23 protein-coding genes are annotated in these 22,832 nt (G+C 44.8%); 7 read left to right on the top strand and 16 right to left on the bottom strand.

Annotation, left to right across the window (positions count from 1 at the left end; genetic code table 11):
• Positions 1–69 precede the first annotated feature (69 nt).
• The 3 genes from R8O11_RS12575 to R8O11_RS12565 all read left to right on the top strand — a co-directional run bounded on the left by R8O11_RS12575 (position 70) and on the right by R8O11_RS12565 (position 1,207).
• A complete protein-coding gene (locus R8O11_RS12575) occupies positions 70–369 on the top strand; it encodes a ribbon-helix-helix domain-containing protein (protein WP_318194195.1) in 300 nt (99 codons plus the stop codon).
• A 140-nt stretch (positions 370–509) separates the two neighbouring features.
• Positions 510–905 (top strand): VOC family protein, encoded by a 396-nt coding sequence (locus R8O11_RS12570; RefSeq protein ID WP_005380685.1) that lies wholly within the window; start codon positions 510–512, stop codon positions 903–905.
• Positions 906–922: 17 nt separating this feature from the next.
• Entirely contained in the window at positions 923–1,207 is a 285-nt protein-coding gene (locus tag R8O11_RS12565; protein ID WP_005380684.1) for a putative quinol monooxygenase, read from the top strand.
• A gap of 69 nt (positions 1,208–1,276) precedes the next feature.
• On the opposite strand, the gene R8O11_RS12560 is transcribed toward R8O11_RS12565, so the two are convergent.
• Together R8O11_RS12560 and R8O11_RS12555 are read right to left on the bottom strand one after the other, a co-directional pair.
• Positions 1,277–2,956 (bottom strand): mechanosensitive ion channel domain-containing protein, encoded by a 1,680-nt coding sequence (locus R8O11_RS12560; protein ID WP_318194194.1) that lies wholly within the window; start codon positions 2,954–2,956, stop codon positions 1,277–1,279.
• Between the two features lie 191 nt (positions 2,957–3,147).
• Positions 3,148–3,588, bottom strand: coding sequence for a YcgN family cysteine cluster protein (locus R8O11_RS12555; RefSeq protein WP_005384948.1), 441 nt, complete (start codon positions 3,586–3,588; stop codon positions 3,148–3,150).
• Between the two features lie 188 nt (positions 3,589–3,776).
• On the opposite strand from R8O11_RS12555, the gene R8O11_RS12550 reads away from it, so the two are divergent.
• The 3 genes from R8O11_RS12550 (at position 3,777) to aqpZ (ending at position 5,340) form a co-directional block, all read left to right on the top strand.
• Positions 3,777–4,025, top strand: a complete 249-nt coding sequence (locus R8O11_RS12550) for a GlsB/YeaQ/YmgE family stress response membrane protein (protein ID WP_318194193.1) — start codon at positions 3,777–3,779, stop codon at positions 4,023–4,025.
• 138 nt (positions 4,026–4,163) lie between these two features.
• Positions 4,164–4,412, top strand: coding sequence for a YkgJ family cysteine cluster protein (locus R8O11_RS12545; RefSeq protein WP_017820793.1), 249 nt, complete (start codon positions 4,164–4,166; stop codon positions 4,410–4,412).
• A 229-nt stretch (positions 4,413–4,641) separates the two neighbouring features.
• The gene (gene aqpZ / locus R8O11_RS12540; RefSeq protein WP_053349564.1) at positions 4,642–5,340 is read left to right on the top strand and encodes an aquaporin Z; all 699 of its coding nucleotides are present in this window, start codon (positions 4,642–4,644) and stop codon (positions 5,338–5,340) included.
• A 51-nt stretch (positions 5,341–5,391) separates the two neighbouring features.
• Here the strand turns inward: aqpZ and recR are convergent, their stop codons facing one another.
• The 7 genes from recR to R8O11_RS12505 form a co-directional block, all read right to left on the bottom strand.
• Positions 5,392–5,991, bottom strand: a complete 600-nt coding sequence (gene recR, locus R8O11_RS12535) for a recombination mediator RecR (RefSeq protein ID WP_005380619.1) — start codon at positions 5,989–5,991, stop codon at positions 5,392–5,394.
• Positions 5,992–6,021: 30 nt separating this feature from the next.
• A complete protein-coding gene (locus tag R8O11_RS12530; protein WP_005380618.1) occupies positions 6,022–6,351 on the bottom strand; it encodes a YbaB/EbfC family nucleoid-associated protein in 330 nt (109 codons plus the stop codon).
• An 82-nt stretch (positions 6,352–6,433) separates the two neighbouring features.
• A complete protein-coding gene (gene dnaX / locus R8O11_RS12525) occupies positions 6,434–8,539 on the bottom strand; it encodes a DNA polymerase III subunit gamma/tau (protein ID WP_318194192.1) in 2,106 nt (701 codons plus the stop codon).
• 8 nt (positions 8,540–8,547) lie between these two features.
• Positions 8,548–9,093, bottom strand: a complete 546-nt coding sequence (apt, locus tag R8O11_RS12520) for an adenine phosphoribosyltransferase (RefSeq protein WP_005380615.1) — start codon at positions 9,091–9,093, stop codon at positions 8,548–8,550.
• A 162-nt stretch (positions 9,094–9,255) separates the two neighbouring features.
• Entirely contained in the window at positions 9,256–9,642 is a 387-nt protein-coding gene (locus R8O11_RS12515) for a YbaN family protein (RefSeq protein ID WP_412035063.1), read from the bottom strand.
• 33 nt (positions 9,643–9,675) lie between these two features.
• Entirely contained in the window at positions 9,676–9,807 is a 132-nt protein-coding gene (locus R8O11_RS12510; RefSeq protein ID WP_005380608.1) for a hypothetical protein, read from the bottom strand.
• Between the two features lie 223 nt (positions 9,808–10,030).
• Positions 10,031–11,137: a response regulator gene (locus tag R8O11_RS12505; RefSeq protein ID WP_005380606.1), complete on the bottom strand. Its 1,107-nt coding sequence runs from the start codon at positions 11,135–11,137 to the stop codon at positions 10,031–10,033.
• Positions 11,138–11,426: 289 nt separating this feature from the next.
• On the opposite strand from R8O11_RS12505, the gene R8O11_RS12500 reads away from it, so the two are divergent.
• The gene (locus R8O11_RS12500) at positions 11,427–12,302 is read left to right on the top strand and encodes a LysR family transcriptional regulator (protein WP_005384959.1); all 876 of its coding nucleotides are present in this window, start codon (positions 11,427–11,429) and stop codon (positions 12,300–12,302) included.
• 66 nt (positions 12,303–12,368) lie between these two features.
• Here the strand turns inward: R8O11_RS12500 and purF are convergent, their stop codons facing one another.
• The 7 genes from purF to R8O11_RS12465 all read right to left on the bottom strand — a co-directional run bounded on the left by purF (position 12,369) and on the right by R8O11_RS12465 (position 22,746).
• Positions 12,369–13,883 (bottom strand): amidophosphoribosyltransferase, encoded by a 1,515-nt coding sequence (gene purF, locus R8O11_RS12495; protein WP_005380592.1) that lies wholly within the window; start codon positions 13,881–13,883, stop codon positions 12,369–12,371.
• Between the two features lie 36 nt (positions 13,884–13,919).
• Positions 13,920–14,411: a CvpA family protein gene (locus tag R8O11_RS12490; RefSeq protein ID WP_005380590.1), complete on the bottom strand. Its 492-nt coding sequence runs from the start codon at positions 14,409–14,411 to the stop codon at positions 13,920–13,922.
• A 61-nt stretch (positions 14,412–14,472) separates the two neighbouring features.
• Positions 14,473–15,066, bottom strand: coding sequence for an SPOR domain-containing protein (locus R8O11_RS12485; RefSeq protein WP_005380588.1), 594 nt, complete (start codon positions 15,064–15,066; stop codon positions 14,473–14,475).
• A 14-nt stretch (positions 15,067–15,080) separates the two neighbouring features.
• Positions 15,081–16,343 (bottom strand): bifunctional tetrahydrofolate synthase/dihydrofolate synthase, encoded by a 1,263-nt coding sequence (gene folC, locus R8O11_RS12480; protein ID WP_318194191.1) that lies wholly within the window; start codon positions 16,341–16,343, stop codon positions 15,081–15,083.
• 46 nt (positions 16,344–16,389) lie between these two features.
• Complete coding sequence (gene accD, locus R8O11_RS12475; RefSeq protein WP_005380583.1) at positions 16,390–17,316, bottom strand: acetyl-CoA carboxylase, carboxyltransferase subunit beta; 927 nt, start codon at positions 17,314–17,316, stop codon at positions 16,390–16,392.
• Positions 17,317–17,513: 197 nt separating this feature from the next.
• The gene (gene truA / locus R8O11_RS12470) at positions 17,514–18,308 is read right to left on the bottom strand and encodes a tRNA pseudouridine(38-40) synthase TruA (protein ID WP_005380566.1); all 795 of its coding nucleotides are present in this window, start codon (positions 18,306–18,308) and stop codon (positions 17,514–17,516) included.
• 142 nt (positions 18,309–18,450) lie between these two features.
• On the bottom strand, positions 18,451–22,746 hold the full coding sequence (locus R8O11_RS12465; protein WP_222716581.1) for a FimV/HubP family polar landmark protein: 4,296 nt from the start codon (positions 22,744–22,746) through the stop codon (positions 18,451–18,453).
• Positions 22,747–22,832: the final 86 nt, after the last annotated feature.

The raw sequence follows: 22,832 nt of genomic DNA, 5'->3' as shown, positions 1-22,832 counted from the left end.
TGAAAACAGTTGACGTTTTAAATCGTACACCACAATAATTATGGGTCTTTAATTATATGAATAAAGAAAATGTGCGAAATCTTTGCTAAGCAACCCCAAGACAACTATCAGTTCATCTCCCGCTCTATCCGTATTGATGGTCACGCGACCAGTGTAAAACTTGAAGCGAGCTTTTGGACAATTCTTGAGGAAATCGCTAGTGCTCAAAACATGACGGTTCCTAAATTCATAAGCACTGTTTATCAAGAAGCACTCGAATACAATGGTAAAGTGAACAACTTTGCCTCCTTACTTCGATGCGCTTGCCTCACTTACGCCCGCCAACCTCAAGAGACCACTCGTCAAGCACTTGCGCAACTTAACAGTTAATAGCAACCAACCGAGCAATAACCATCCTAGGCTATGCATCCGTATTATAAACCCTTGAGCATCTTCTAATTTGTCGTACTAGAGTACTACCCAGACTCCTTTTGAAATCGCTAACCTGTGCGGACTATCAAGGAGTACCTATGACAAAAATGATTCACACCATGATCCGAGTAAGTGATCTGGACCGCTCTCTACAATTTTACTGTGACGTACTTGAACTAGAAGTCGCTGATCAATACATCTTTGATGGCTTTTCTCTAACCTATCTAGCCAACCAAGAAACTGGCTTTGAATTGGAACTGACGCACAATCACGACCAAAGTGAGCCCTACACTCACGGCTCAGGTTACGGCCACCTTGCCGTCAGCGTGGAGGACATTGAACAAGCCCACAAACGCATTAAATCTCTCGGCATTGAAACTGGTGACATCAAAGCCTTTGACCATCAACAAAAGCATTTAGCAACGTTCTTTTTTGTAACCGACCCTGATGGTTACAAAATTGAGTTCCTGCAACGCCAAGGGCGTTACCTATAACAAAAAGAGTAAACATTATGATTCACTTGACGGCTACCTTTCATGCACAACCGGGAAAAGAACAAGAGTTGAAAGAGGTACTTACCCGAGCGCTTGAACCTACTCGCAATGAAGAAGGTTGCGTTCGTTATCAATTGTTCCAAGATAAAGACAATACATGCCACTTCGTTTTTCAGGAGCAATTTAAAAACCAACAAGCATTTGAGCTTCATGGTAAAACAGAACACTTTGCTCTTTTGATTAGCCAGATCGACAACTTGTTAGAATGCGAGCCGAAACTGGTGTTCTTCGACGAACTGTAACTATAGCGCTAACCGAAGATCAAAAAAGGCACTCTATCTAGAGTGCCTTTCACTAGTTGGGACCTGTGATTAAGCGTCTTGCTTCTCCACCATATGCAAATGCACATCTTGTTGTGGGAAAGGAATCGAAATACCTTCTCGGTCGAAGCGTAGTTTAACCTCTTTTGTCACATCCCAGTATACATCCCAGTAATCATCCGTTTTTACCCAAGGACGCACAATAAAATCTACAGAAGACGTATTTAATGTATGAACTTTGATCATTGGCTCTGGAGTGCGAAGTACCGAAGGGTGAGAGGTAATGATATCAGACAATACTGACTCCGCTTTTAAGAGGTCATCCGCATAGCCAATGCTAAACACCATATCCACGCGGCGAATGCGTTCATGCGTGACGTTCTTAATAACATCTCCCCAGATTTTGCTGTTAGGCACAATAATAATTTGGTTATCAAACGTACGGATTGTGGTGTTCACCAAACTCATATGGCTTACCTTGCCATCCACACCGCCAGCATACACAAAATCACCAACATCAAATGGGCGATAAATAAGCAGCATCATACCCGCCGCGAAGTTGGATAACGTGTCTTGCAACGCGAAACCAATAATCACACCAGCAATACCGAAACCGGTTAGGATTGGCGCTAGGTTCAAACCAAGCTGAGATAAGCCCACCATGATACCGATCACCCACACGAATTTGCCGGACATCGAGATAAAGAAGTCCTGCATCAAGTGGGAAAGTTTTAAGTTTTTCGATGCAACTGCTTTACGGACGACTTTGCGAGTTAACTTAGCCAGTCCGCGAGCGATCAATAAAATCAGCGCAAAAACAAACAACTGGAAGATATGCTGCGGTGCATTCTCGGCAAACCAATCCAGTGCCGAGTTGGACCAGTGACTCAGTATTGACCACACAACTTTGGTATTCAGTAAATCATGGGTGATATTACCCGTCACTTCAAAAATTTGGCGTTTGTATTCAGACGTTTCTAAACCGACTTTATCACCAATTGAAATCAGGTTGCGTAAGCTTTCTGTCGCAATATTTAGCCTTTGTTTAGTAATGAGCTGACTAAGTTGCAACGACGCTTTTTCCGACTCTGGGCTAGACGAAAGTTGGGAGCCAATGATCTCACTTTGCTGACTCAAGTACTCAATTGAAGCAGACAGTAAGCGCATACGTTTATCAATTTTATCTTTTAGTTCCGCTTCTGCGCGCTCGTTTTGGGCCCCTAGCTCCTTCAACCAAGCGAGATTTTGCCAGCTCGAATCGAAGCTAACATCAAGATAACGCTGTAGCTCTCGATAATCATTAACAAGAGCAAGCTTCTCTTCATCCTTAGCCTTATTTAAATCCTCGACGACTTTCTTTATTTTTTCCGATAGATAGTTCGTCGCGTCCTCAGAGTATTGTTCTTGTTTTTTAACTAGCAAGATCAGCTTGTCGCGAGAGATAGTTTCACGTTCAATCGCTGACGCTAACTGGCTTCTTAATTCTTCATTCTTTTGGAATAGTTGCAGTTGAAGGGCATCACGCTCGTCGCCACTCGCTTGCGAGAGGCTTTGGGATAAATCCACAATCTCTCGGTTCAAGTTGTCAATCGAGATTTCGGCAGCAGAAGGCTCTTGGATATCGTCAGTAGCAGTCGCATGAACAGCCATTGGGGAGAACATAATGACGGCAAGTGCGAATAATGTCACCCAAGATGTCAGGCGTAGTTTCTGGGGGAAATGAAACGTCATGTTTACCTCATAGGGAACAGTCCTGATCAAAACAATCAGGAATAGAAGTGTAAAGCGTTGAAATCATACTCCTAAGTTTACAACACTAAATAATAAACTGAGCAGCATTTCGTTAGCGAGACGTCAAAGTTGGGAGCCCCAATAGTAAACAAGCCTTTCATTTAATCAATGAAAGGCTTGTTTGTATTCGACTAAGGACGGTTAGGATGATTTAAAATATGGTCTTCCCAATCCACCACATCAATCTCGTAAACAACTTTGTTACGGACACTTTCCCCTGCCGCATGCATTGCGGACTTAGAGCCTGTAATCAACGGATGCCATTCTGGTAAAGGCTGCTTTTCAGCCAACAGACGGTAAGCGCACGTGTGTGGCAGCCAAGTAAAATCGTCGATGTCTTCTCGGGTCAGCTTGGTGCACTCTTCACCCGAAGTGAAACGGTTTGGGTAATCCTTACACGAACACGTTTTACTGTTCAGCCAGCTACAGGCCACATTGGTATAGTAGATTTCATCAGTATCTTCATCCATCAGCTTATGCAAACAACATTTGCCACAACCATCACAGAGAGATTCCCATTCCTCTTCTGTCATCTGCTCTAACGATTTACTTTGCCAAAATGGAGTGCTCATACTTCAGGTCTCACCAAGGGAATTTAGGGGGCGATTTATACTCTTCTCAACGCAAAAGTTCAAGTTTTGAGAAGATCTTGCATCCTTCCCACATAACGGTGGAGATATTCAACTACTTTCGTTTTACTGTTCTATCCTTAAACAAGTTTCCATTACTCAATTGATCAAGAAGGCATTAAGGAGTTTTCATGGGTATTATTTCTTGGATTATTTTGGGCTTAATCGCCGGCGTACTTGCTAAATGGCTCATGCCAGGAAAAGATGGGGGCGGTTGGATTGCAACAATGTTACTTGGTATTGCAGGGGCATTTGTAGGTGGCTTCCTTGGCGGCATTCTCGGTTTCGGCGGAGCAACTGGCGTCAACATTGGTAGTATCATTACCGCAACACTAGGCGCATTTATTCTGTTGTTTGTTTATAACCGTTTCTTAAAATAAGCACGATGATTTAAAAGCAAAAAACCAAAAAGGGAGCGTAATGTTAAGCGCGCCCTTTTATTTTTTTCTTTCTTCACTCTTCCAATCCACGTCAAAATGACCATAATTGCCCCCTTAATTTTTTAAGAGGTTTACATTATGGATTGTCGATTAGGATGTGGAGCGTGCTGTATTGCGCCAAGTATCTCTTCACCAATACCTGGAATGCCCAAGGGCAAACCTGCAGGTGTTCGTTGTGTGCAACTCAACGACGACAATTTGTGCAAGCTATTTGGTAAGCCTGAACGCCCTAAAGTCTGTCACGATTTTAAACCGTGTCCGATTGTATGCGGCAACACCAATCAAGAAGCACTCGACAACATCACCGAATTAGAACAATTGACGTAACGCGACTCTAGACCACACGTTTAAAGTTAGTACCTCGGTTGTTTCTCTCCGAGGCAGTAATCAAAGCAAACTCAAGATTTAGCACTCCCCCCCTCAGCCTTTTATCTCACCCTTGAGAACTCTTGCGACATAGCGTTCCATTTGCAGTTTTCGCGCGATCTCCCTCACAATTTATTGACAATTCTCGACTATGTTCAGCGGGTCATTTAATTAAAGATCAGGAAAGAACATGAATAAGTATTTGGCTGAGGCTTTTGGCACGTTCTGGCTAGTGTTAGGCGGCTGTGGTAGCGCGGTGTTGGCTGCGGGTTTCCCTGAAGTGGGTATTGGTCTGTTGGGCGTTTCTTTGGCATTCGGTTTAACCGTTCTGACGATGGCATTTGCTATCGGTCATATTTCAGGTTGTCACTTGAACCCTGCAGTGACAGTTGGCCTTTGGGCTGGCGGTCGTTTTGAGACAAAAGACGTTGCTCCCTACATCATCTCACAGGTGATCGGCGGGCTTATCGCAGGTGGCGTGCTTTACGTTATTGCATCTGGACAAGCAGGATTCGATGTTGTGGGTTCTGGCTTTGCCGCCAATGGTTATGGTGAACACTCTCCAGGCCAATACTCGATGATCGCTGCACTTGTGACTGAAGTTGTCATGACGATGATGTTCCTGATTGTCATTATGGGTGCAACAGACAAACGTGCGCCACAAGGCTTTGCACCTATCGCAATTGGCCTGTGTTTGACTCTCATTCACCTGATCAGCATTCCTGTCACCAATACGTCAGTAAACCCTGCTCGTAGCACGGCAGTCGCAGTATATGTGGGTGACTGGGCGGTTTCTCAGCTATGGCTGTTCTGGGTTGCGCCTATTGTGGGTGGCGTGCTTGGTGCGGTTATCTACAAAAACCTTCTTAGTGAAGAATCGAACGATTAATCGTTCACAACTCCCAAGATCAAAAAAGCCGCTGAGTTCAGCGGCTTTTTATTAAATTCTGTGTCGACCTAATAGCGAATGTGACAACGTCGTGCCATCAACAAGCTCTAGCTCCCCACCGACAGGCACACCATGCGCGATGCGGCTGGCATCAACTTGGTGCTCTTTACATAGCTCTGCGATGTAATGGGCAGTGGCTTCACCTTCAACTGTTGGGTTTGTCGCCAAAATCACTTCGGTAATATCACCGCGACGTAAGCGGTAATCAAGGACATCCAATCCAATATCACTTGGACCAATACCATCTAATGGCGACAAATGCCCCATAAGAACAAAATACCGACCAGAATATTGGCCTGTTGCTTCAACGGCTGCGATGTCTGCCGGGCTTTCTACCACACAAATTTGACCATTTTCTTGGCGTTTTGGGTTGGTACAAATGTGACAGACTTCTTCTTCGGTGAAGGTTCGACACTCAGTACAATGACCTATTTCTGTCATTGCCTGACTAAGCGCATCTGCAAGCTGCAAACCGCCTTTTCTATCGCGCTGTAACAAATGAAAGGCCATACGCTGCGCTGACTTGGGGCCAACCCCAGGTAGACAACGTAAGGCCTCCATCAATTGTTCCAGCATATGACTGGTACGCATTAAAAGTCCGCTTAATTAAATATCAGCAGATTAGAATGGCATTTTCATACCTGGTGGTAGTTGCATACCGCCAGTTACAGAAGCCATTTTCTCTTTTTGAGTTTCTTCAACACGACGGGCTGCATCGTTGAACGCCGCAGCGATCAGATCTTCAAGCATTTCTTTGTCGTCTTCCATCAAACTTTCATCGATGTCAACACGACGTACGCTGTGACTACCAGTGATAGTAACTTTAACTAGGCCAGCACCAGACTCGCCAGTTACTTCCATATTCGCGATTTCTTCTTGAAGCTTTTGCATGCGATCTTGCATTTGCTGGGCTTGCTTCATTAGGTTGCCCATACCGCCTTTACCAAACATGTTTATCTCTCTGGTTTAATGAGGTGTTGCATCAATTAATGGGGTTATACCTTTGGGTTTTCAACCCCATTCCATTCGATTATTAGATAGGGCGCACACTATCTTTATCAAGCTCTGCAGCAAAACGACGTTCAATAAATTGAACATTTGGATCGTTTTCTAAACTGTTCAGCGCTTGCTGTAATTTCTCTTGGTAGAGCCTATCTCTCAGTTCAAGTGGTGTTTCTCCACTCTCCCCTATTTCGATGCTCATGTGGCACTCTTCACCTAACACGGTATTAAGTGCTTTGAGCAATTCGGCTTGAGCTCTATCAGTATTCAAATGAGCTTGGCTGCTTCTCAATAGTAACGAAACGGTTGTTCCTTGCTTACTATAATGAGAGTTTAGCGCAAGTTGCTCTACCAGCTTAGGGATCTCCATTAAGCTGATGAGCTTCGCCCATTCATTATGTTCTAATGACTCATCGATGAGCTTTTGTGCCATTTCAGGCGTTTTCTCATGCTCAAGTGCCTGCTTGAGCTGCGTAGGTGTCAGTTTTGTATTTACTTTTGTCTCAACAGGCTTGCTTGGACGCCAGCGATACGCTTCCTCAACTTGTGGCTCCGTCGACTTCGGAGCTGAGTTTGGCGACACCTGCGCGGAATTGCCATGCAATTGCGCTACTCGGTCGATAACCGATTCTGGTTGTGCAGATGCCGCTTTAGGCTTTTTTGAGCCACCATTTTGAGGAGTGTTCTGTTGTAGGCCTTGACGCTGAGAACGTAATTGGTGACGTAAACCGCTTAGACCACCGCGCGCCGGTGTTGAAACGCTCTCTTGCACTTGTTGAGGTGGCGTTTCATGCTGCGGTGCAGGGTTTTCGCTCATCGGCGGCGCCATATCATACTGTGGCGGAACCCTCTCATATCCACTCGCTTGATACTCAGGTTGTGAATTGGATGAAGGTTGAGGCGCCACTTGTGGTGAGCTTTGTGCTGGACTCGGCTGCTGAGCTCGAGGAGCTGCTACTGTCTGAGCTGGTGCAGTCTTTGATTGACTGGCACTTTGAACTGGGGCTGAAGCTGATTCGCAGTTACTGGAAACAACATTTGCCCCACTGTTACTTGATGGGCGGAACGCCATCATACGCAGCACAATCATTTCCAGACCGACTCGCCCATTTGGCGAGAGGGTCAAATCTTCACGACCTTTCAATGCAATTTGATAGTAAAGCTGAACGTCTTGCGGGCTTAGAGCTTTACTCAACAGCTCAATTTTCTCTGCATCTGGTTGTGCTCGGTCTAACGACGCGGGCAACGCTTGATACATCGCAATTCGATGAAGCTGTGTTGCGACTTGCTGCAACAAACCATCCCACTCAACACCATTTGCCGCTAATTGTTGGATTTTATCCATAGCTTGTTGAGGTTTCTTGCTGCTGATTGACTCTAGTAAGTGAATCGCTTGGTCGGTATCAATCGTCCCCAACATGTGGCTGACAATATCGGCTTGCACCGCACCGTTACCTAAAGCTATTGCTTGATCAGTCAAGCTGAGAGCATCACGCATACTGCCATCTGCAGCATGTGAGATCATACCCAACGCTTTTGGCTCTGCTGAAACTTGCTCTTGACCTAGGATGTAATCAAGTTGCTGGTGAATATCATCAACGCTGATTGGTTTCAGATGAAACTGAAGACAACGCGACAATATAGTGACAGGCAGCTTTTGTGGATCAGTTGTTGCGAGTAAGAACTTCACATACTCTGGCGGCTCTTCCAGGGTTTTCAACAACGCATTGAAAGAGTGACGCGATAGCATGTGCACCTCATCGATGAGGTACACTTTAAAACGTCCACGAGCAGGTTTGTATTGAACGTTGTCTAACAGTTCACGAGTGTCTTCAACTTTAGTACGTGATGCTGCGTCGATTTCAAGAAGATCGACAAAGCGACCTTCATCAATTTCACGACAAGTATCACACTTACCACAAGGTGTCGCGGTAATGCCGGTTTCGCAGTTCAAGCCTTTGGCAAACAGCCTACCGATACTCGTTTTACCCACACCACGAGTCCCGCTGAACAGATAAGCATGGTGTAAACGGTTTTGCGCCAGTGCGTTTTCCAACGCCGTCAGGACATGTTTTTGTCCGACAACTTGGTCAAACTGATTAGGACGCCATTTTCGCGCTAAAGCTAAATAACTCATTGAATGTATTAATGTCCTTCAAAATCGCAGATGCTGTACACGTTTAGACCTAGTGCTTCTAAACGTTTATCGCCACCGATTTCTGGTAGGTTGATAACGAACGCAGCGTGCTCAACTTCACCACCCAGTTGGCGAATCAGCTTAGTCGTCGCTTCAATAGTACCGCCCGTTGCCAATAAATCGTCGACAACCAGTACTTTGTCGCCTTCAACGATGGCATCTGTATGGATTTCTAGTGTATCAACGCCGTATTCAAGCTCATAAGATTGAGCAACAGTAGGGCGTGGTAGCTTGCCTGGTTTACGCACTGGTACAAAACCAACACCTAGCTCAAGCGCTAAAGGCGCGCCAAATAGAAAGCCACGGGCTTCCGTACCCACAACCTTGGTAAAGCCCATATCTTTGTAACGTTCAACAAGTAAGTTGATCGTCGCTTGGTATGCTTTCGCGTCTTCAAGAAGGCTCGTCACATCACGAAATAGAATGCCTGGCTTTGGGTAGTCTTGGATGCTTTTGATGCTAGATTTGATCAGTGAAATTGTTTCTGTAGTCATAATACCGATTTACTTAGATTGGCTCATCGCCCTCTCTAATCGCAGTATCACGAGGGCAACGAACAATAGGTTTTCACCACTATGTGCTTATTTTCGTAAAAGTCACAGGCGCTGAAAATACAAACGCCCACTCGAAGAGCGGGCACACTATTCTCTACAATCTTAGTGATTTTCTTCTCGGTCAGCAACCAACTCAATCACAGGCAGACGCATAAACCAGCTGAGTAAAACGGTTAGCATCACTAAAAGACCAATTTTTACCCAAACGAGGGGGACAACAACGATTGAAACCATGAAACTAAGCGCAATAAAAATCGCACCACGCTTTTTTACTTTTGAAGTAACAGCCCGATGCTTATGCCAATTGTCGAGAATGGGTCCAAACGTTTTGTGGTTATGTAACCATTGATGAAATGCGGGGCTACCACGCATAAAACATGCGCTAGCAAGCAAAATAAAAGGTGTGGTGGGTAACAGTGGAAGGGCTATGCCGGCTATGCCGAGCACAATACAGAGTCCACCAACAGTATTGAAAAAGTAACGCTTAATACGAATGGTGAACTCCGGTACAAAATAGCTAGATTAAAAGCCTGCGTAACCATTCATTACACGAAGCCAGGTTAGCGTTGCAGGAAGTGTTGGGATCAAAAGAACTGCAATAAAACCTAAAAAGTAAAAAATATTATAAGGCTCTTTAAAATCTTTGTCTGCCATGATGTGTCTTCTCACTAGTTGACTTTGCTTCTCCCAAGGCACAGCGTTAAATTATCGTTGCACAAATGGGTCATTATTGTTTTAAGCGCTGACTATACATTAAACAGCCAAATCTAAACACCAGTAAAAAGTAAGGTTATTAAACTAAACGTATGTTGTGTTGGTGGTTCTAAAAAGATAATAAGCAGCGTAAGGACGCTGCTTATTGGTTTGCAAGTCATAATTATACTAGTCGGGATTTCCGGGTAATACTTAAACTAAAACTTGAAGAACCTAAACACCCGATAGATAACTGTCCTGCAACACTAAGCGGTAAATCGCGGGTGATGAAGTTTTTCATACTTCCTCCCCCTAAACGGTTACCTGCTGCGATGTGTTGATTCGTATTTCCGTCAGACCAATGGCTATCTAAACCCGCAGGCAATATAGAGACCGAGGATGAAGCGAGGTCGGCGACACCAAACACAGCATTGACTGCACCCGCACACTCCGAACACTCAATTCCTTTTTCAATGATCCCTACCATGTCCTTGAGATCAGCACTGAAACTTTTCAAGTTACGGAGATAGTCGTCAAACAATGCCCTAACGAGCAATGTCGTCGCAACTCCATCATTAGCTTGGGAAGCAGAATCAACTAGATAAAACGCAAATTGACCATTCATTAACCAACGATAATCGAAAACCAAGGGCATCACATCCGTCGATTGCAATAAACGGTACGAGCAGCGCCAATCTCCCTGAGCAGCATCCTTTTCTGGCAATAGAGCTTGCAGTAAATCTCTTGCCGCACTCGGATTCTGTTGTAAATATTCCAGATGCCAATACAGCTCTTGTTCATCTGGGATTTCACCACCATCATCAACCCTGAACCACTGACTTGAAAAGTCACGTTGTTCTGAGAAGTGGCTATCGGTATCTTCTAGCGTATTCTCTATCGCCTGAGATAGGTGCTCATAATTACCTATCGGTTTAGGAAGAAAATCTTTAATACCAAATCGCAACGCTTTCGCGACATCGGACATTTCATCCGTGCCTGATACCACGATAAGCGGCATATATGGGTATTCGAGACTAACTTCTTCGACGAACTCGATACCATCTAAGACCGGCATCGATAAATCACATAAGATAAGATCGGGTTGGCATTCCCTGAGTTGTTGAAGCGCTTCTAGGCCGTTTTCTGCTTCTACTACTTTAAAACCCTGACTTTCTAAATAGGCATTGGTTACTTTACGAAATATTGGATCATCGTCCACCAACATTATTAGTTTTTGATTAATCACTTCCTGTGCCGAGACCATTGCCGTTTGACTGTGAGTCTTAAACATACCTTTATCCCTCACAAAGCTCAGTCAAAAAAACAGATTTATTATTAAGTCATTATTTTTGTTGTGTTTACTTCCAGCAAAACGTGTCACAGCAAGACCTGAGGCCGCTTTACCTTGTTATAAAACTTAGCTCGGAAACTGCATTAATACAAATATTACGGCGTATAACAGTATTTACTCAAACAGGGTTGCTGTGTTCAAATGATGCAACATGTTGACTTAAAGCAAGCTTTGATCACAAAGTTAATTATAAATTAACCGTAATCGGTAATTTAATGTGTCTGGAAATATGAAATTAGATGACTTAAACCTGTTTCGACTGGTTGTCGAAAATGGGAGCTACACCGCAACTTCGCGAAAAACCATGATCCCGGTTGCGACCATCACCCGACGCATTCAAGCGCTAGAAGACTCTGTCAATCTTCGACTATTGAACCGTCATGCTCGCAAACTTTCGCTCACTGAAGCAGGGGAACGTTTTTACCATGAGTGCTCTCCTTTACTACAAAGGCTAACAACCGCAGCAGAGGAAATCACTGACGACTGCCGAGGAGCATCCGGCAAGATTAAGATATCCGCGCCTTACAACTTAACTAAACGAATGATGATGCCGATGTTCAACAGCTTTATGAAGCAGTACCCGGACATCAACATTGAGCTAACGACAGAGAATAATGCGGACAAGCTTGACCCTACTGAATGGGATGTAATTTTTCGAGTGGGACCTCAACGCGACTCTAGCCTCATCGCGCGTAAGATTGGCGAAGTGAAGGATATTCTCGTTGCAAGCCCTGACTATCTAACCTCGAATCCTGCGCCACATCATGCAGAAGAGCTCTCTAACCATTCATTGCTAAAAGGGTACCCGCTTATTAAGTGGACCTTGATTAATAGCAAAGGCGAGTCTGTGGTGAATGTTGACCGTGGTCGTTTTCAAGCAAACGCGCTCAATGTGGTGCGCAGTGCTTGTTCCGAAGGTTTAGGCATCACACTAATGCCAGATGTCATGATCAAAGAGTACATCGAGAGCGGCGATTTGGTACGCGTACTGCCAGATTGGAGTGCAAACCCGCGCGACATTTATATGCTTTACAACCACAAAGACCACCTGCCAGAGAAAGTTCGCCTCTTTATTGACTTTGTGATCGCTTATAACATTCACTAACTAGATAGCGAAAACAAAAAACCAGAGCCAAAGCTCTGGTTTTTTTACGACTTAAGAAAGCGCATCCTATGCGCCTTCGTTATGAAGCTCTAGATTTGCTAAATCCTGTTGGATTTCAAGTTGTGTTTTCGCATCATCATTACGAAGACCATCTAAAAAATCTAGGTATTGTTGGTCAATATCACCCGTTACGTATTCGCCGTTAAACACGGAAGTATCGAACTGAGTAATGTCTTGATTTCCAAGACCTACAGCTTCTACCAAATCTTCTAGGCGTTGATAAATAAGCGCATCGGCACCAATCTGCTTACAAATTGTATCGTTGTCACGGCCATGGGCAATAAGCTCTGTAGCACTTGGCATATCAATGCCATATACGTTCGGGAAACGAACTTCAGGGGCCGCTGAGACCATGTACACTTTCTTGGCACCAGAATCACGAGCCATCTCAATAATCTGCTCTGACGTTGTACCACGAACAATAGAGTCATCCACCAGCAACACGTTCTTACCTTTGAATTCCGAACGAATAGCATTCAACTTGCGACGTACTGATTTCTTACGTTGTTGCTGGCCAGGCATGATAAACGTACGTCCAACATAACGGTTTTTCACGAAACCCTGGCGATAAGGGATATCGATCGCTTGAGCGATTTGCAGTGCAATGTCGCAAGACGTTTCAGGGATAGGAATGACAACATCGATATCAAGGTTTGCATAATCTTCACGAATACGTTCGCCCAGCTTTTTACCCATTTCAACGCGAGCGCTGTATACCGAAATTTTATCGATGAACGAATCCGGACGAGCAAAGTACACGAACTCGAAAATACAAGGGTTAAGCTTAGGATTATCTGCACACTGCTTCGTGTAAAGCTCACCGTCAAACGTTGCGTAAATCGCTTCCCCAGGTGCAACATCACGGACGAAATCAAAACCGACCGCATCCAATGCCACCGATTCAGACGCAACCATGTACTCTGCTCTGCCGTTAACTTCACGCTTACCTAAACACAGCGGGCGAATACCGTGTGGGTCACGAAATGCAATCATACCATGACCAATGATCATAGCTGTCACAGCATAAGCACCGCGAATTGTGCGATGAACATTGGTGACTGCGCGGAATACGTCTTCGGTCGTGACATTTCCTTTTACTGAGTCAATTTCGTGCGCCAGTACATTTAGTAATACTTCAGAGTCTGAAGTGGTATTGATATGACGGCGATCTTTTTCAAACAGCTTCTGACGAACTTCGTTAGCGTTAGTCAAGTTACCGTTGTGGGCAAGTGTAATACCGAAAGGAGAGTTTACGTAGAAAGGTTGAGCTTCTGAAGCGCTTGAACTGCCTGCTGTAGGGTAACGAACATGACCAATTCCGACCTCGCCTTGCAGGCGTTGCATGTGTCTTGCTTCAAATACATCCTTGACTAAACCGTTCGCCTTACGTAGACGAAAACGATTGCTTTCTATGGTACAAATACCAGCGGCATCTTGGCCACGATGCTGTAACACCGTTAACGCGTCATAAATAGACTGGTTTACAGGCGTTGTGCCCACGATTCCAACAATACCACACATGTCCTAATCCTCGATTTGCGACAGTAGCTGGCACTACTAGATAGTGCCAGACAGAAAACTTGATGTTGCTTGTAAATGCTCGAAGAATGGGGCGATGATACGGCTGAACTCAGGGATCAACTGTGAATCTTTCCACCAATCCGAGCTTGGGAATGCAGTAAACGCATCCATAAAAAACAGCACCGCAGAAACAATTAAGACTCCGCGTAGACCACCAAATACAATCCCGAGAATTCGGTCCGTACCTGATAGCCCTGTTTTTTGTACCAGTTGACCAATGACGTAATTCACCACTGCACCAACTACCAAGGTTGCGACAAATAACGCCGCAATCGCCGCTCCGTTACGAAACATATCATCTTCGATGTTGGTGAAGTACACCGCCAATTTGGCATAGTAATTACTGGAGATAAAAAACGCTCCGAACCAAATCACCAAAGACAAAGCTTCTTTAGCAAAACCGCGAACTAAACTGATCAGAGCTGAAAATCCGATCACACCTAAAATGATAAAATCTATCCAATTCATCTTTTCTTCATCTTAAGTTGGCGCGCATTTTAACAGAAAAAATGCTGACGCAAACGTTTTCTTATGGATTTAATGGCTTAAATTTAAGCAATTGACCTTTTGAACCTGTAATTTTTTGTAATTCTTGAACTTGTCGTTCAAGTTTACTTTTTGACACATCAGGGCCAACAATCACTCTCGTAAACTCGTTTTCTTTCTTTGTGTGAGCTTGATAACCACGCTTTTGCAAATCCGCGACAAGCGCGACAGCATTTTCGTGATTCTTAAGTGCCATCAACTGAATGATCCAAGCTGAATCTTCATATTGATTTTTCTCTTGAACAGGACGAGTGACGACCTCAACTTGCTCTGGTTGTTTGATGACCTCAGGTTTAGATGTTGGCACTGGCTCGGGCTCAGAAACGGCTACTTGAGCATCCTCACGTTCTTGCACTACAGCTTCAACCGGAGAATCCGGTAACGTAATGTCGTCTTCCACCGGCTCTAATATTTCGAAGTTTTCCACATCACTATCAAGTTCTGGTTTGATAGGAATACTGGCAAATTCTTCTTTGTAGTGCAGTTTCTTACCATCTAGCACATCGGGAAGAACAATGACTCCGACTGCGACTAGAATGATGGTGCCGACTAAACGACTTTGGAATTTACTTGCCATCAAAATACCTTTGCTTATTTATTATTTGATTGCCAATGTTCCAATACCTCTCCGACGGTATGGAATGAGCCAACCACCAGAATAACGTCTCCTGCCTTTGCGTGGCTTCTCGCACTCTCGAAGGCGTCAACAGGGTTTTCAAAATGAACTTGCCCATCAGGTAAGTATTGGCACAATTCATCAGCGGTCGCCGCTCTCGGTCCAGTAAGCGACGCTGGATACCATTGTGTTGCAACTGGAGTTAGCGCTTCAATGGTTGCTTTAATGTCCTTGTCATGCAGCATTGCAACCACAATATGGATATTCTTACCCAGATATTGTTGCTTCACTCTTTCTACCAAATACTCAGCAGAGTGCGGGTTATGAGCGACATCAAGGACTATTTCAGGTTCGTGATGCAGTACTTGCATACGCCCCGCCAAACGAGCATTATTCAAGCCATTGACAATATTTATGTCAGTGATTTGCAATTCCGAAGCCCCTAGTGCCATCAGTGCAGTGGCTGCATTTTGTAATGGTAGCGATGGGATTGGTAAATCCTCTAACTCAAATGCCCCACTGCTCCATTTCCAACCATTATCAGTTAGTTGGTAATCGTACTGAATACCTACTTGGAAGAACTCAGAACCAATATCGTCAGCATGAGCCGCCACGGTCGCTGGTGGCGTCGGTTGACCACAAATTGCTGGCTTCCCTGAACGGTAAATGCCCGCTTTTTCAAAACCAATAACATTGATGTCATCACCAAGCCAATCCACATGATCGATCGCTAAGCTCGTAATAACAGAAACATCATGGTCAACAACGTTAGTGGCGTCTAGACGGCCGCCAAGTCCTACTTCAAGTAAGACAACATCAACTTTCTCTACTTGGAAAATACGTAGCGCAGCAAGCGTACCGAATTCAAAGAGGCTAAGGCTAACATCACCACGCTGCTTTTCTACATAATCGAATGCTTCACAGTGCTTGGCATCTACAACGTCAACGCCATTAATGCGTACACGCTCGTTGTAACGAATCAGGTGCGGAGAACTATAAACACCGACTGAATAGCCAGCATCATGTAAAATGGCTTCCATTAACGCACACGTTGAGCCTTTGCCATTGGTTCCGGCAACGGTGATTACGGTTGGAGCTGGTTTGGTAAGATTGGCTTTGTTTGCTACCGCTTGGACACGGTCTAAGCCTAGATCAATTGCTGAGGAATGAATATTTGCTAAATAATCAAGCCACATCTCTAATGAAGATGTGGCTTGAGGAATTGGGTTTTGGGTCATCTAACTTTAACCATTAAATTCTTTGGTTTTTATGTTAGTTGATACTTTACCCTTTTTCGTCCGCTTCTGGTACAGAATATGGCTCTTCATTTGGAGATTCGTTAACCGAAACCACCAAAGGAGACTTGTGGTTAGTCATCTTAGCGATAAGACCACCCACACGCTGACGCATTTCACGACGGTCAACGATCATATCAATAGCACCGTGATCAAGTAGGAACTCACTACGCTGGAAACCTTCAGGAAGATCTTCACGTACAGTTTGCTCGATTACACGACGACCAGCAAAGCCAATGAGGGCCTTAGGTTCACCGATGTTGATATCACCCAACATAGCCAAACTTGCTGATACACCACCCATTGTAGGGTCAGTTAGAACAGAAATAAACGGCAGACCTTTTTCTGATAAACGCTCAAGCGCAGCACTGGTTTTTGCCATTTGCATAAGAGACATTAAAGCCTCTTGCATACGAGCACCACCACTTGCTGAGAAACAAACAAGCGCACAGTTATTTTCAATGGCTGCATCCACTGCTTTCACAAAGCGAGCACCAACGACTGAACCCATTGAACCACCCATAAAGGAGAATTCAAACGCACACGCCACAAGCGGCAGACCAAGCAATTCACCCTGCATCACAACTAGCGCATCTTTCTCACCGCTATTTTTTTGTGCAGCAGAGATACGCTCTTTGTATCGCTTAGAATCTTTAAATTTCAGTTTATCCTGTGGCTCAAGTTCAGAACCTAATTCAACTCGATTACCTTCATCTAAAAATGTTTCCAAACGACGACGCGCTTTCATACGCATGTGATGGTTACACTTTGGACAAACTTCTAAGTTACGCTCTAGTTCAGCATGGTATAAAACCTGTTCACAAGAGGTACATTTAGTCCACACACCTTCTGGGATAGAAGCTTTGCGTGAACTTACTAGATTGCTTTTCTCTAAAATCTTTTCAAGCCAACTCATGGAAGACCTTTTCTCTCAACTCTTCCGCTTCATTGCGAAAGATATAAATTCGACATAATACCGACGGATTAAACCATATCTTGCAGCTACTGTAGATAAAAAACTGGTTGTACCTATTTTTGATATCGTAAATAGCGTATGTTTTCCGTTCACATTCAATGTAAACACTACCGATATTTTGAAATAAGTTTGTAAAATTAGTTCAAATTATCTGGTAAAAACAGTGGACCGATCGGCACTTCAGGTAACCCAAACTCTTCTGGGTAGTCTACATCTACCAGGTACAGACCTTCCGCTTTCGCTGTCGCACCCGCTAGTTTGCGATCTTTGGCTTCTAATAACCACTTGATCCATTCAGGACTCTCTTCGCCACGTCCAACTTTTATCAAGCTACCCGTGATATTACGAACCATATGATGCACGAACGCATTAGCTTTAATATCAATAACCACATAGTTCCCATGGCGCGTAACGTTCAGATGCATCAAGTTTCGAAATGGGCTGCGAGACTGACAATGCGCCGCGCGAAACGACGTAAAATCATTTTCGCCAAGTAGGAACTGCCCTGCTTCATGCATTTTTTTCTCGTCGAGCTCACCATGATAGTGACTAACCCCCGAGTTTAGGATGCCTGGACGTAAAGCATGATTGAAAATAATGTAACGATAACGGCGAGCTGTCGCTGAGAATCTTGCATGGAAATCATCTGAAACTTCCTTAGCCCAACGAACCGCTATATCACTTGGCATGTTCGCGTTTGCGCCCATGGTCCAAGCTACCATTTTTCGAGTAACGTTGGTATCAAAGTGCACAACTTGTCCCGTGCCATGCACGCCTGCGTCTGTCCGACCAGCACACTGAACTTCAACTGGGTGATTAGCGACGACGGACAATGCTTTCTCTAGCTCTTCTTGGACACTTTTCACTTCTCTTTGGCGCTGCCAACCAAAGTAGTTTGTACCGTTGTACTCGATACCTAATGCGATTCTCATCTTAACCTTCGAACTCTAAAATGGGGCGGGAAGTATATACTCAAGTCACCTCAAGTTGCCAGTTTCACCAAGGGTGACATAAAGGTAGCATCCTACTAACGGGACACAAAAAGGGTAGCAAACGCTACCCTTTTGTTTCGGTTTATCGGCCATTAATGGCGTCAATCAGGCTTTTTGCTTCGCGGCGAATATCATCCTCACCGTAAACAATCGCCTCTTCTAGTAGTTTAATCGCCCCTTGAGAATCGTTCATCTCGAGATAGATTTTAGCCAAATCCAGTTTCCCAGCCGCTTCAGCATTGTTATCTACGTCAATATCGCCGATCTCGCCGATAACATCTGGAAACTCGTTCAATCCGACATCGAGCTTAAGGTCTTCTTCTTCGAACTCACCACCTTCTCTGTCGACCTGAGCCATCAATTCATCAATCGTCATAAATTGATTTTTCTTCGGGTCGAAGTCATCCAAGTCGCTTTGCTCTGCCCAGTTCTCTTGCGCGATCTCTGGCTGACTTAGTGCATCACTCGAATTCCAAACATCACGCTGGTCCTCAGGCACTTCTTCAGTAGAACTTACGTTATCAGCAGCGGGTTTAAAGCCATCCCAATCATCTCCAACATCAAGCATGGTTTCAAAATCCATACCTGCACTTGCGATGGTGTCACTGTCTAGTTTACCTTCAAATACTTCTGAGTTTGCGTCTTCCGCAAGAAGGTTAGCCATTGATGATTCATCATCCAAATTACTGAGCGGCTCACCCTCTGTCGCTGTTGGCTGCACTTCTGGGTCAGTATCAAAGCCGTTTTGCTGCGCAAATACTTCAAACAAAGCATCATGATCGTTATCGGCTTGAATAGCTGGTCTCGATGTCTCTGCTTCAACCTTAGGGCTCTCTGACGCACCCTCGTTCATTGACGCGAGAACATCTTCCTCATTGAACTCTGGAAGATCTTGGTCGTCAAAACTTAACTCTTCATCCTCACCGGAGATTGGTTCTATATCTGCAGTCTCAGAGCTCGGTAATTCTGGCTCTTCTTCCATCGACGCCAAGGCATCTTCTTCGCTGAACTCTGGCAAATCGAGCTCATCAAAATTGAACTCTTCTTCGGACTCAGTTGGCAAGTCGGCTTCAACTTGTTCTAGTTCAATGGACTCGGACGTTTCTAACTCCGGCTCATCCACCATAGACGCCAATGCGTCTTCTTCACTAAACTCAGGAAGATCCAGCTCATCAAAATTGAATTCATCTTCTGATTCAGCTGGCAAGTCGGCTTCAACCTGTTCTGGCTCAACGGACTCGGACGTTTTTAACTCCGGCTCATCCGCCATAGACGCCAATGCGTCTTCTTCACTAAACTCAGGAAGATCTAGCTCATCAAAATTGAATTCATCTTCTGATTCAGTTGGCAAGTCGGCTTCAACTTGTTCTGGTTCAACGGACTCGGACGTTTCTAACTCCGGCTCATCCGTCATAGACGCCAATGCGTCTTCTTCACTAAACTCAGGAAGATCCAGCTCATCAAAATTGAACTCTTCTTCGGACTCGGTTGGTAAGTCAGCTTCGACTTGCTCTGGTTTAACGGACTCGGACGTTTCTAACTCCGGCTCATCCGCCATAGACGCCAATGCGTCTTCTTCACTAAACTCAGGAAGATCCAGCTCGTCAAAATTGAATTCTTCTTCTGATTCAGTTGGTAAGCCTGCTTCAACTTGTTCTGACTCAACGGACTCGGACGTTTCTAACGCAGGTTCGCCAGCCATAGATGCTAGAGCATCTTCTTCGCTGAATTCTGGAAGATCTAGCTCGTCAAAATTGAATTCATCTTCTGAATCGTTGGTCGACTCAGTTTCCGGCTCCAATTCAGGTTCATCCAGTAGCCAATCTTCTTCTTGTGGAACACCGAATTCATTTTCTATTGTATTTGGTGTCGGCGTGAAGGCTGGAATGTCTTCCTCTTGCTCAACGTGAGGCTGTACCTCAGCATCGGACTCCACGGATGGTTCTTGTGTTGAATCAGTATCGGTAGCCTCTTGTTGTAGTGATGAAGCTTCCTCTATCTCCGTTTGTGTTTTTTCAACTTGCTGCGGTAAATCGTCTTCACTATCAAATAGAGCGTCAAGTTCAGCAGAAAAATCCGCTTTTTCTTGTTCTGTTGGCAGAAGTTCTTCACTGTCTGACTCAAATAGGTCGTCTAGCTCGCTCATTAAAGGATCATTCTCTGGTGAGAGGTCCTCTAAATCACCAAGAAATTCATCGCTGCTAAATGGCTCTGAGGCAGCCTCTGGCTCGGTTAATGGTTGATCTTCTACAGCTTGTTGCGTGTCTGGCTGGCTTTCACTTAATAAAGCGTCGATGTCCAACCCAGACTCAATGTCCTGATCTTCATGAGTTTGTTCTGACCCAACTACGGGAGATGGCTTTTCGTCGGCGTCTGGCTCACCAAAACCAAGTGATTTCAGTAACTCTTCCTCTTCCGATTTATTCTGCTCTGGGCTCTCGTCCTCTCGAATCAGATCATCAAACGGATCTAAATCAGCTTCAGTCTCTTCATCAAGTTCAGAGGTAACATCATCAATGAGTTCGTCCAGTAAGTCTGTGCTATCTGCGTCTAACTCTTCGATCGAGTCATCACCTTCAAAACCAGAGATTGCTTCTAGCTCGTTTAGTGGATCAAACTCGTCTGTGTCATCTTCATCAAAATCAATGAGTTCATCGAGTAGCTCTGTACTGTTTTCATCTAGAACAGGACCTTCATTGGCGTCAGCTTCTCGAACTTCCGATTCACTAGCCGGTTGTTCATACTGGGCCAATAGCTTATCGATATCGTCGTCAGATGCCTCTCCTACACTAAAGTCATCATCCGAAACGGGCTGTTTTAACTCAGGCTCATCAGTATCTAAATCGAAGTCATCGTTGCCAAGTTCAGCAAACAAGTCATCAAGCATATCCTGGTCGACAGTGTCACTTGGTAACTCTTCTGACGGCTCATCGGCTGCAAGTAACTCGGCAAATGCGTCGTCTGAAAGCGAGTCTGATTTCTCATTCGCATCATCCGAAAGATCGAAGCCAGACTCATCGTCATCGAGCACTTCTAGTTCTGGAGCAACCTCATCTAAGGCTCGCTCCATTTCTTCTAAACCAAGCGCCTTTTCTTCGCCGTTGACTTGGATACCATTGTTCGATGACTCAAACTCATCCAGACCAACATCTAGGTCACCGTCATCGCCAATATCTGCAAATGGGTCATCGTCCCCTTCCAGATTGAAATCAAGTTCTTCATCGTCGAGGTTAGCAAAGACGTCTTCTTCTAAATCTGACTTCTCTTCTTGTAAAGACTGTGCGTTGATATCTTCATCTGCAAACAATTCATCATCAAGCGTGAGCTCTTCATCCAGCTCATCCGCCGCCGCTAAACCGATTGGCGCTGCAAGAGGATCAACGTTTTGCTGTTCCTGCGCAGCCGCTTCTTCCTCTTTCGCTTTAGAGCGTCGGCCAAGAAGCATAACAACTAGCAACGCAATCAAAGCACCAGGAATTAATGCCGCAAGACCAACGAGCCAACCATTAGACAAAATTTTGTCCATGGTGCTTGGTTGCATGCGCTGTTGTTCAGCAAGGCGTTGGCGCTCTTCAGCAAGCAGCTTCTCGACTTCTGAGCGAATGCGTTCTTCGTCATTCAACTCGCTTTTCAAAGTTTCGACTTCGCTTTGCACTTCTGACAGCATCAATCGAAGACGATGGTTCTTCTCTTCTAATGACTCTAATTCACTTTGTGAGCCTTGAAGTTTGTCCTTTAGCGCACTGACCTGCTTTTCACCCTGCGGAGAGGTGGTTACTGGTGGCGCAGGGATGACGGGTATTGTTTTCGGAGTTGGTTTTGGCTCCGTTGCTGCCACTGTCTCTGGCTTAGTCGCAGACTTGGGTTCTACTTTAATTTGTGGCTTTGGTTGCTCGGTGACTCGTTGTGCTGGCGTCGCTCTATTTGTCGGCTTCGGCTGTTTTAACTTAGCTTCATGCGCCTTCATAATCGCAACAGCTTGCGCTGTGGTCGCGCTTTGCACTTGCTCTAAAGAAGGTACTCGTAGCCGACTCCCTGGGATCAATTCATGAATGTTTTGGTTCTCAAACGCTTGAGGGTTAATTCGGTAAATGGCAAGAAGCGTTTGTTGAACGGTAACACCGCGTGAAGGTCGTAATTCTGAAGCGATCGACCATAGTGTTTGATTTTCACCAGTCGGACCAAAGAAACGTGACGGTTGAGTATTCGCAGGAGGAGCAGGTAATGCTCGCTCAATATCTTCAGCATAGCTCGGAGATGATTGCACTTCACCAGACGGTCCAACAAGACGAATTCCTTCGGCTTGAACCACTGATGATGTCTGAGTCGCGCTCATCAACACAAGGGCTGCTAACAAACGCTTATAATTTTGACGCATAGAAGGCTCAGTTTTGTGCTAAATACAATTTGAAATGGTGCTCGGTTAAATATATCGGATATCGCATGCAAAACTATAGCGTTGAG

This window comes from Vibrio sp. 1288, from assembly GCF_033344475.1.
Note: the sequence above shows the minus strand (reverse complement) of the source record. Positions and strands in the feature narration are given on the sequence as shown.

Bases quoted from the DNA above. Each gene is read 5' to 3' on its own strand.
- accD (WP_005380583.1), bottom strand. From the start codon at position 17,316: ATGAGTTGGCTTGAAAAGATTTTAGAGAAAAGCAATCTAGTAAGTTCA.
- R8O11_RS12575 (WP_318194195.1), top strand. From the start codon at position 70: ATGTGCGAAATCTTTGCTAAGCAACCCCAAGACAACTATCAGTTCATC.
- R8O11_RS12560 (WP_318194194.1), bottom strand. From the start codon at position 2,956: ATGACGTTTCATTTCCCCCAGAAACTACGCCTGACATCTTGGGTGACA.
- dnaX (WP_318194192.1), bottom strand. From the start codon at position 8,539: ATGAGTTATTTAGCTTTAGCGCGAAAATGGCGTCCTAATCAGTTTGAC.
- truA (WP_005380566.1), bottom strand. From the start codon at position 18,308: ATGAGAATCGCATTAGGTATCGAGTACAACGGTACAAACTACTTTGGT.
- R8O11_RS12530 (WP_005380618.1), bottom strand. From the start codon at position 6,351: ATGTTTGGTAAAGGCGGTATGGGCAACCTAATGAAGCAAGCCCAGCAA.
- R8O11_RS12510 (WP_005380608.1), bottom strand. From the start codon at position 9,807: ATGGCAGACAAAGATTTTAAAGAGCCTTATAATATTTTTTACTTTTTA.
- R8O11_RS12485 (WP_005380588.1), bottom strand. From the start codon at position 15,066: ATGGCAAGTAAATTCCAAAGTCGTTTAGTCGGCACCATCATTCTAGTC.
- R8O11_RS12465 (WP_222716581.1), bottom strand. From the start codon at position 22,746: ATGCGTCAAAATTATAAGCGTTTGTTAGCAGCCCTTGTGTTGATGAGC.
- R8O11_RS12550 (WP_318194193.1), top strand. From the start codon at position 3,777: ATGGGTATTATTTCTTGGATTATTTTGGGCTTAATCGCCGGCGTACTT.
- recR (WP_005380619.1), bottom strand. From the start codon at position 5,991: ATGCGTACCAGTCATATGCTGGAACAATTGATGGAGGCCTTACGTTGT.
- R8O11_RS12555 (WP_005384948.1), bottom strand. From the start codon at position 3,588: ATGAGCACTCCATTTTGGCAAAGTAAATCGTTAGAGCAGATGACAGAA.
- purF (WP_005380592.1), bottom strand. From the start codon at position 13,883: ATGTGTGGTATTGTTGGAATCGTGGGCACAACGCCTGTAAACCAGTCT.
- R8O11_RS12565 (WP_005380684.1), top strand. From the start codon at position 923: ATGATTCACTTGACGGCTACCTTTCATGCACAACCGGGAAAAGAACAA.
- aqpZ (WP_053349564.1), top strand. From the start codon at position 4,642: ATGAATAAGTATTTGGCTGAGGCTTTTGGCACGTTCTGGCTAGTGTTA.
- R8O11_RS12490 (WP_005380590.1), bottom strand. From the start codon at position 14,411: ATGAATTGGATAGATTTTATCATTTTAGGTGTGATCGGATTTTCAGCT.
- apt (WP_005380615.1), bottom strand. From the start codon at position 9,093: ATGACTACAGAAACAATTTCACTGATCAAATCTAGCATCAAAAGCATC.
- R8O11_RS12505 (WP_005380606.1), bottom strand. From the start codon at position 11,137: ATGTTTAAGACTCACAGTCAAACGGCAATGGTCTCGGCACAGGAAGTG.
- R8O11_RS12545 (WP_017820793.1), top strand. From the start codon at position 4,164: ATGGATTGTCGATTAGGATGTGGAGCGTGCTGTATTGCGCCAAGTATC.
- folC (WP_318194191.1), bottom strand. From the start codon at position 16,343: ATGACCCAAAACCCAATTCCTCAAGCCACATCTTCATTAGAGATGTGG.
- R8O11_RS12500 (WP_005384959.1), top strand. From the start codon at position 11,427: ATGAAATTAGATGACTTAAACCTGTTTCGACTGGTTGTCGAAAATGGG.
- R8O11_RS12570 (WP_005380685.1), top strand. From the start codon at position 510: ATGACAAAAATGATTCACACCATGATCCGAGTAAGTGATCTGGACCGC.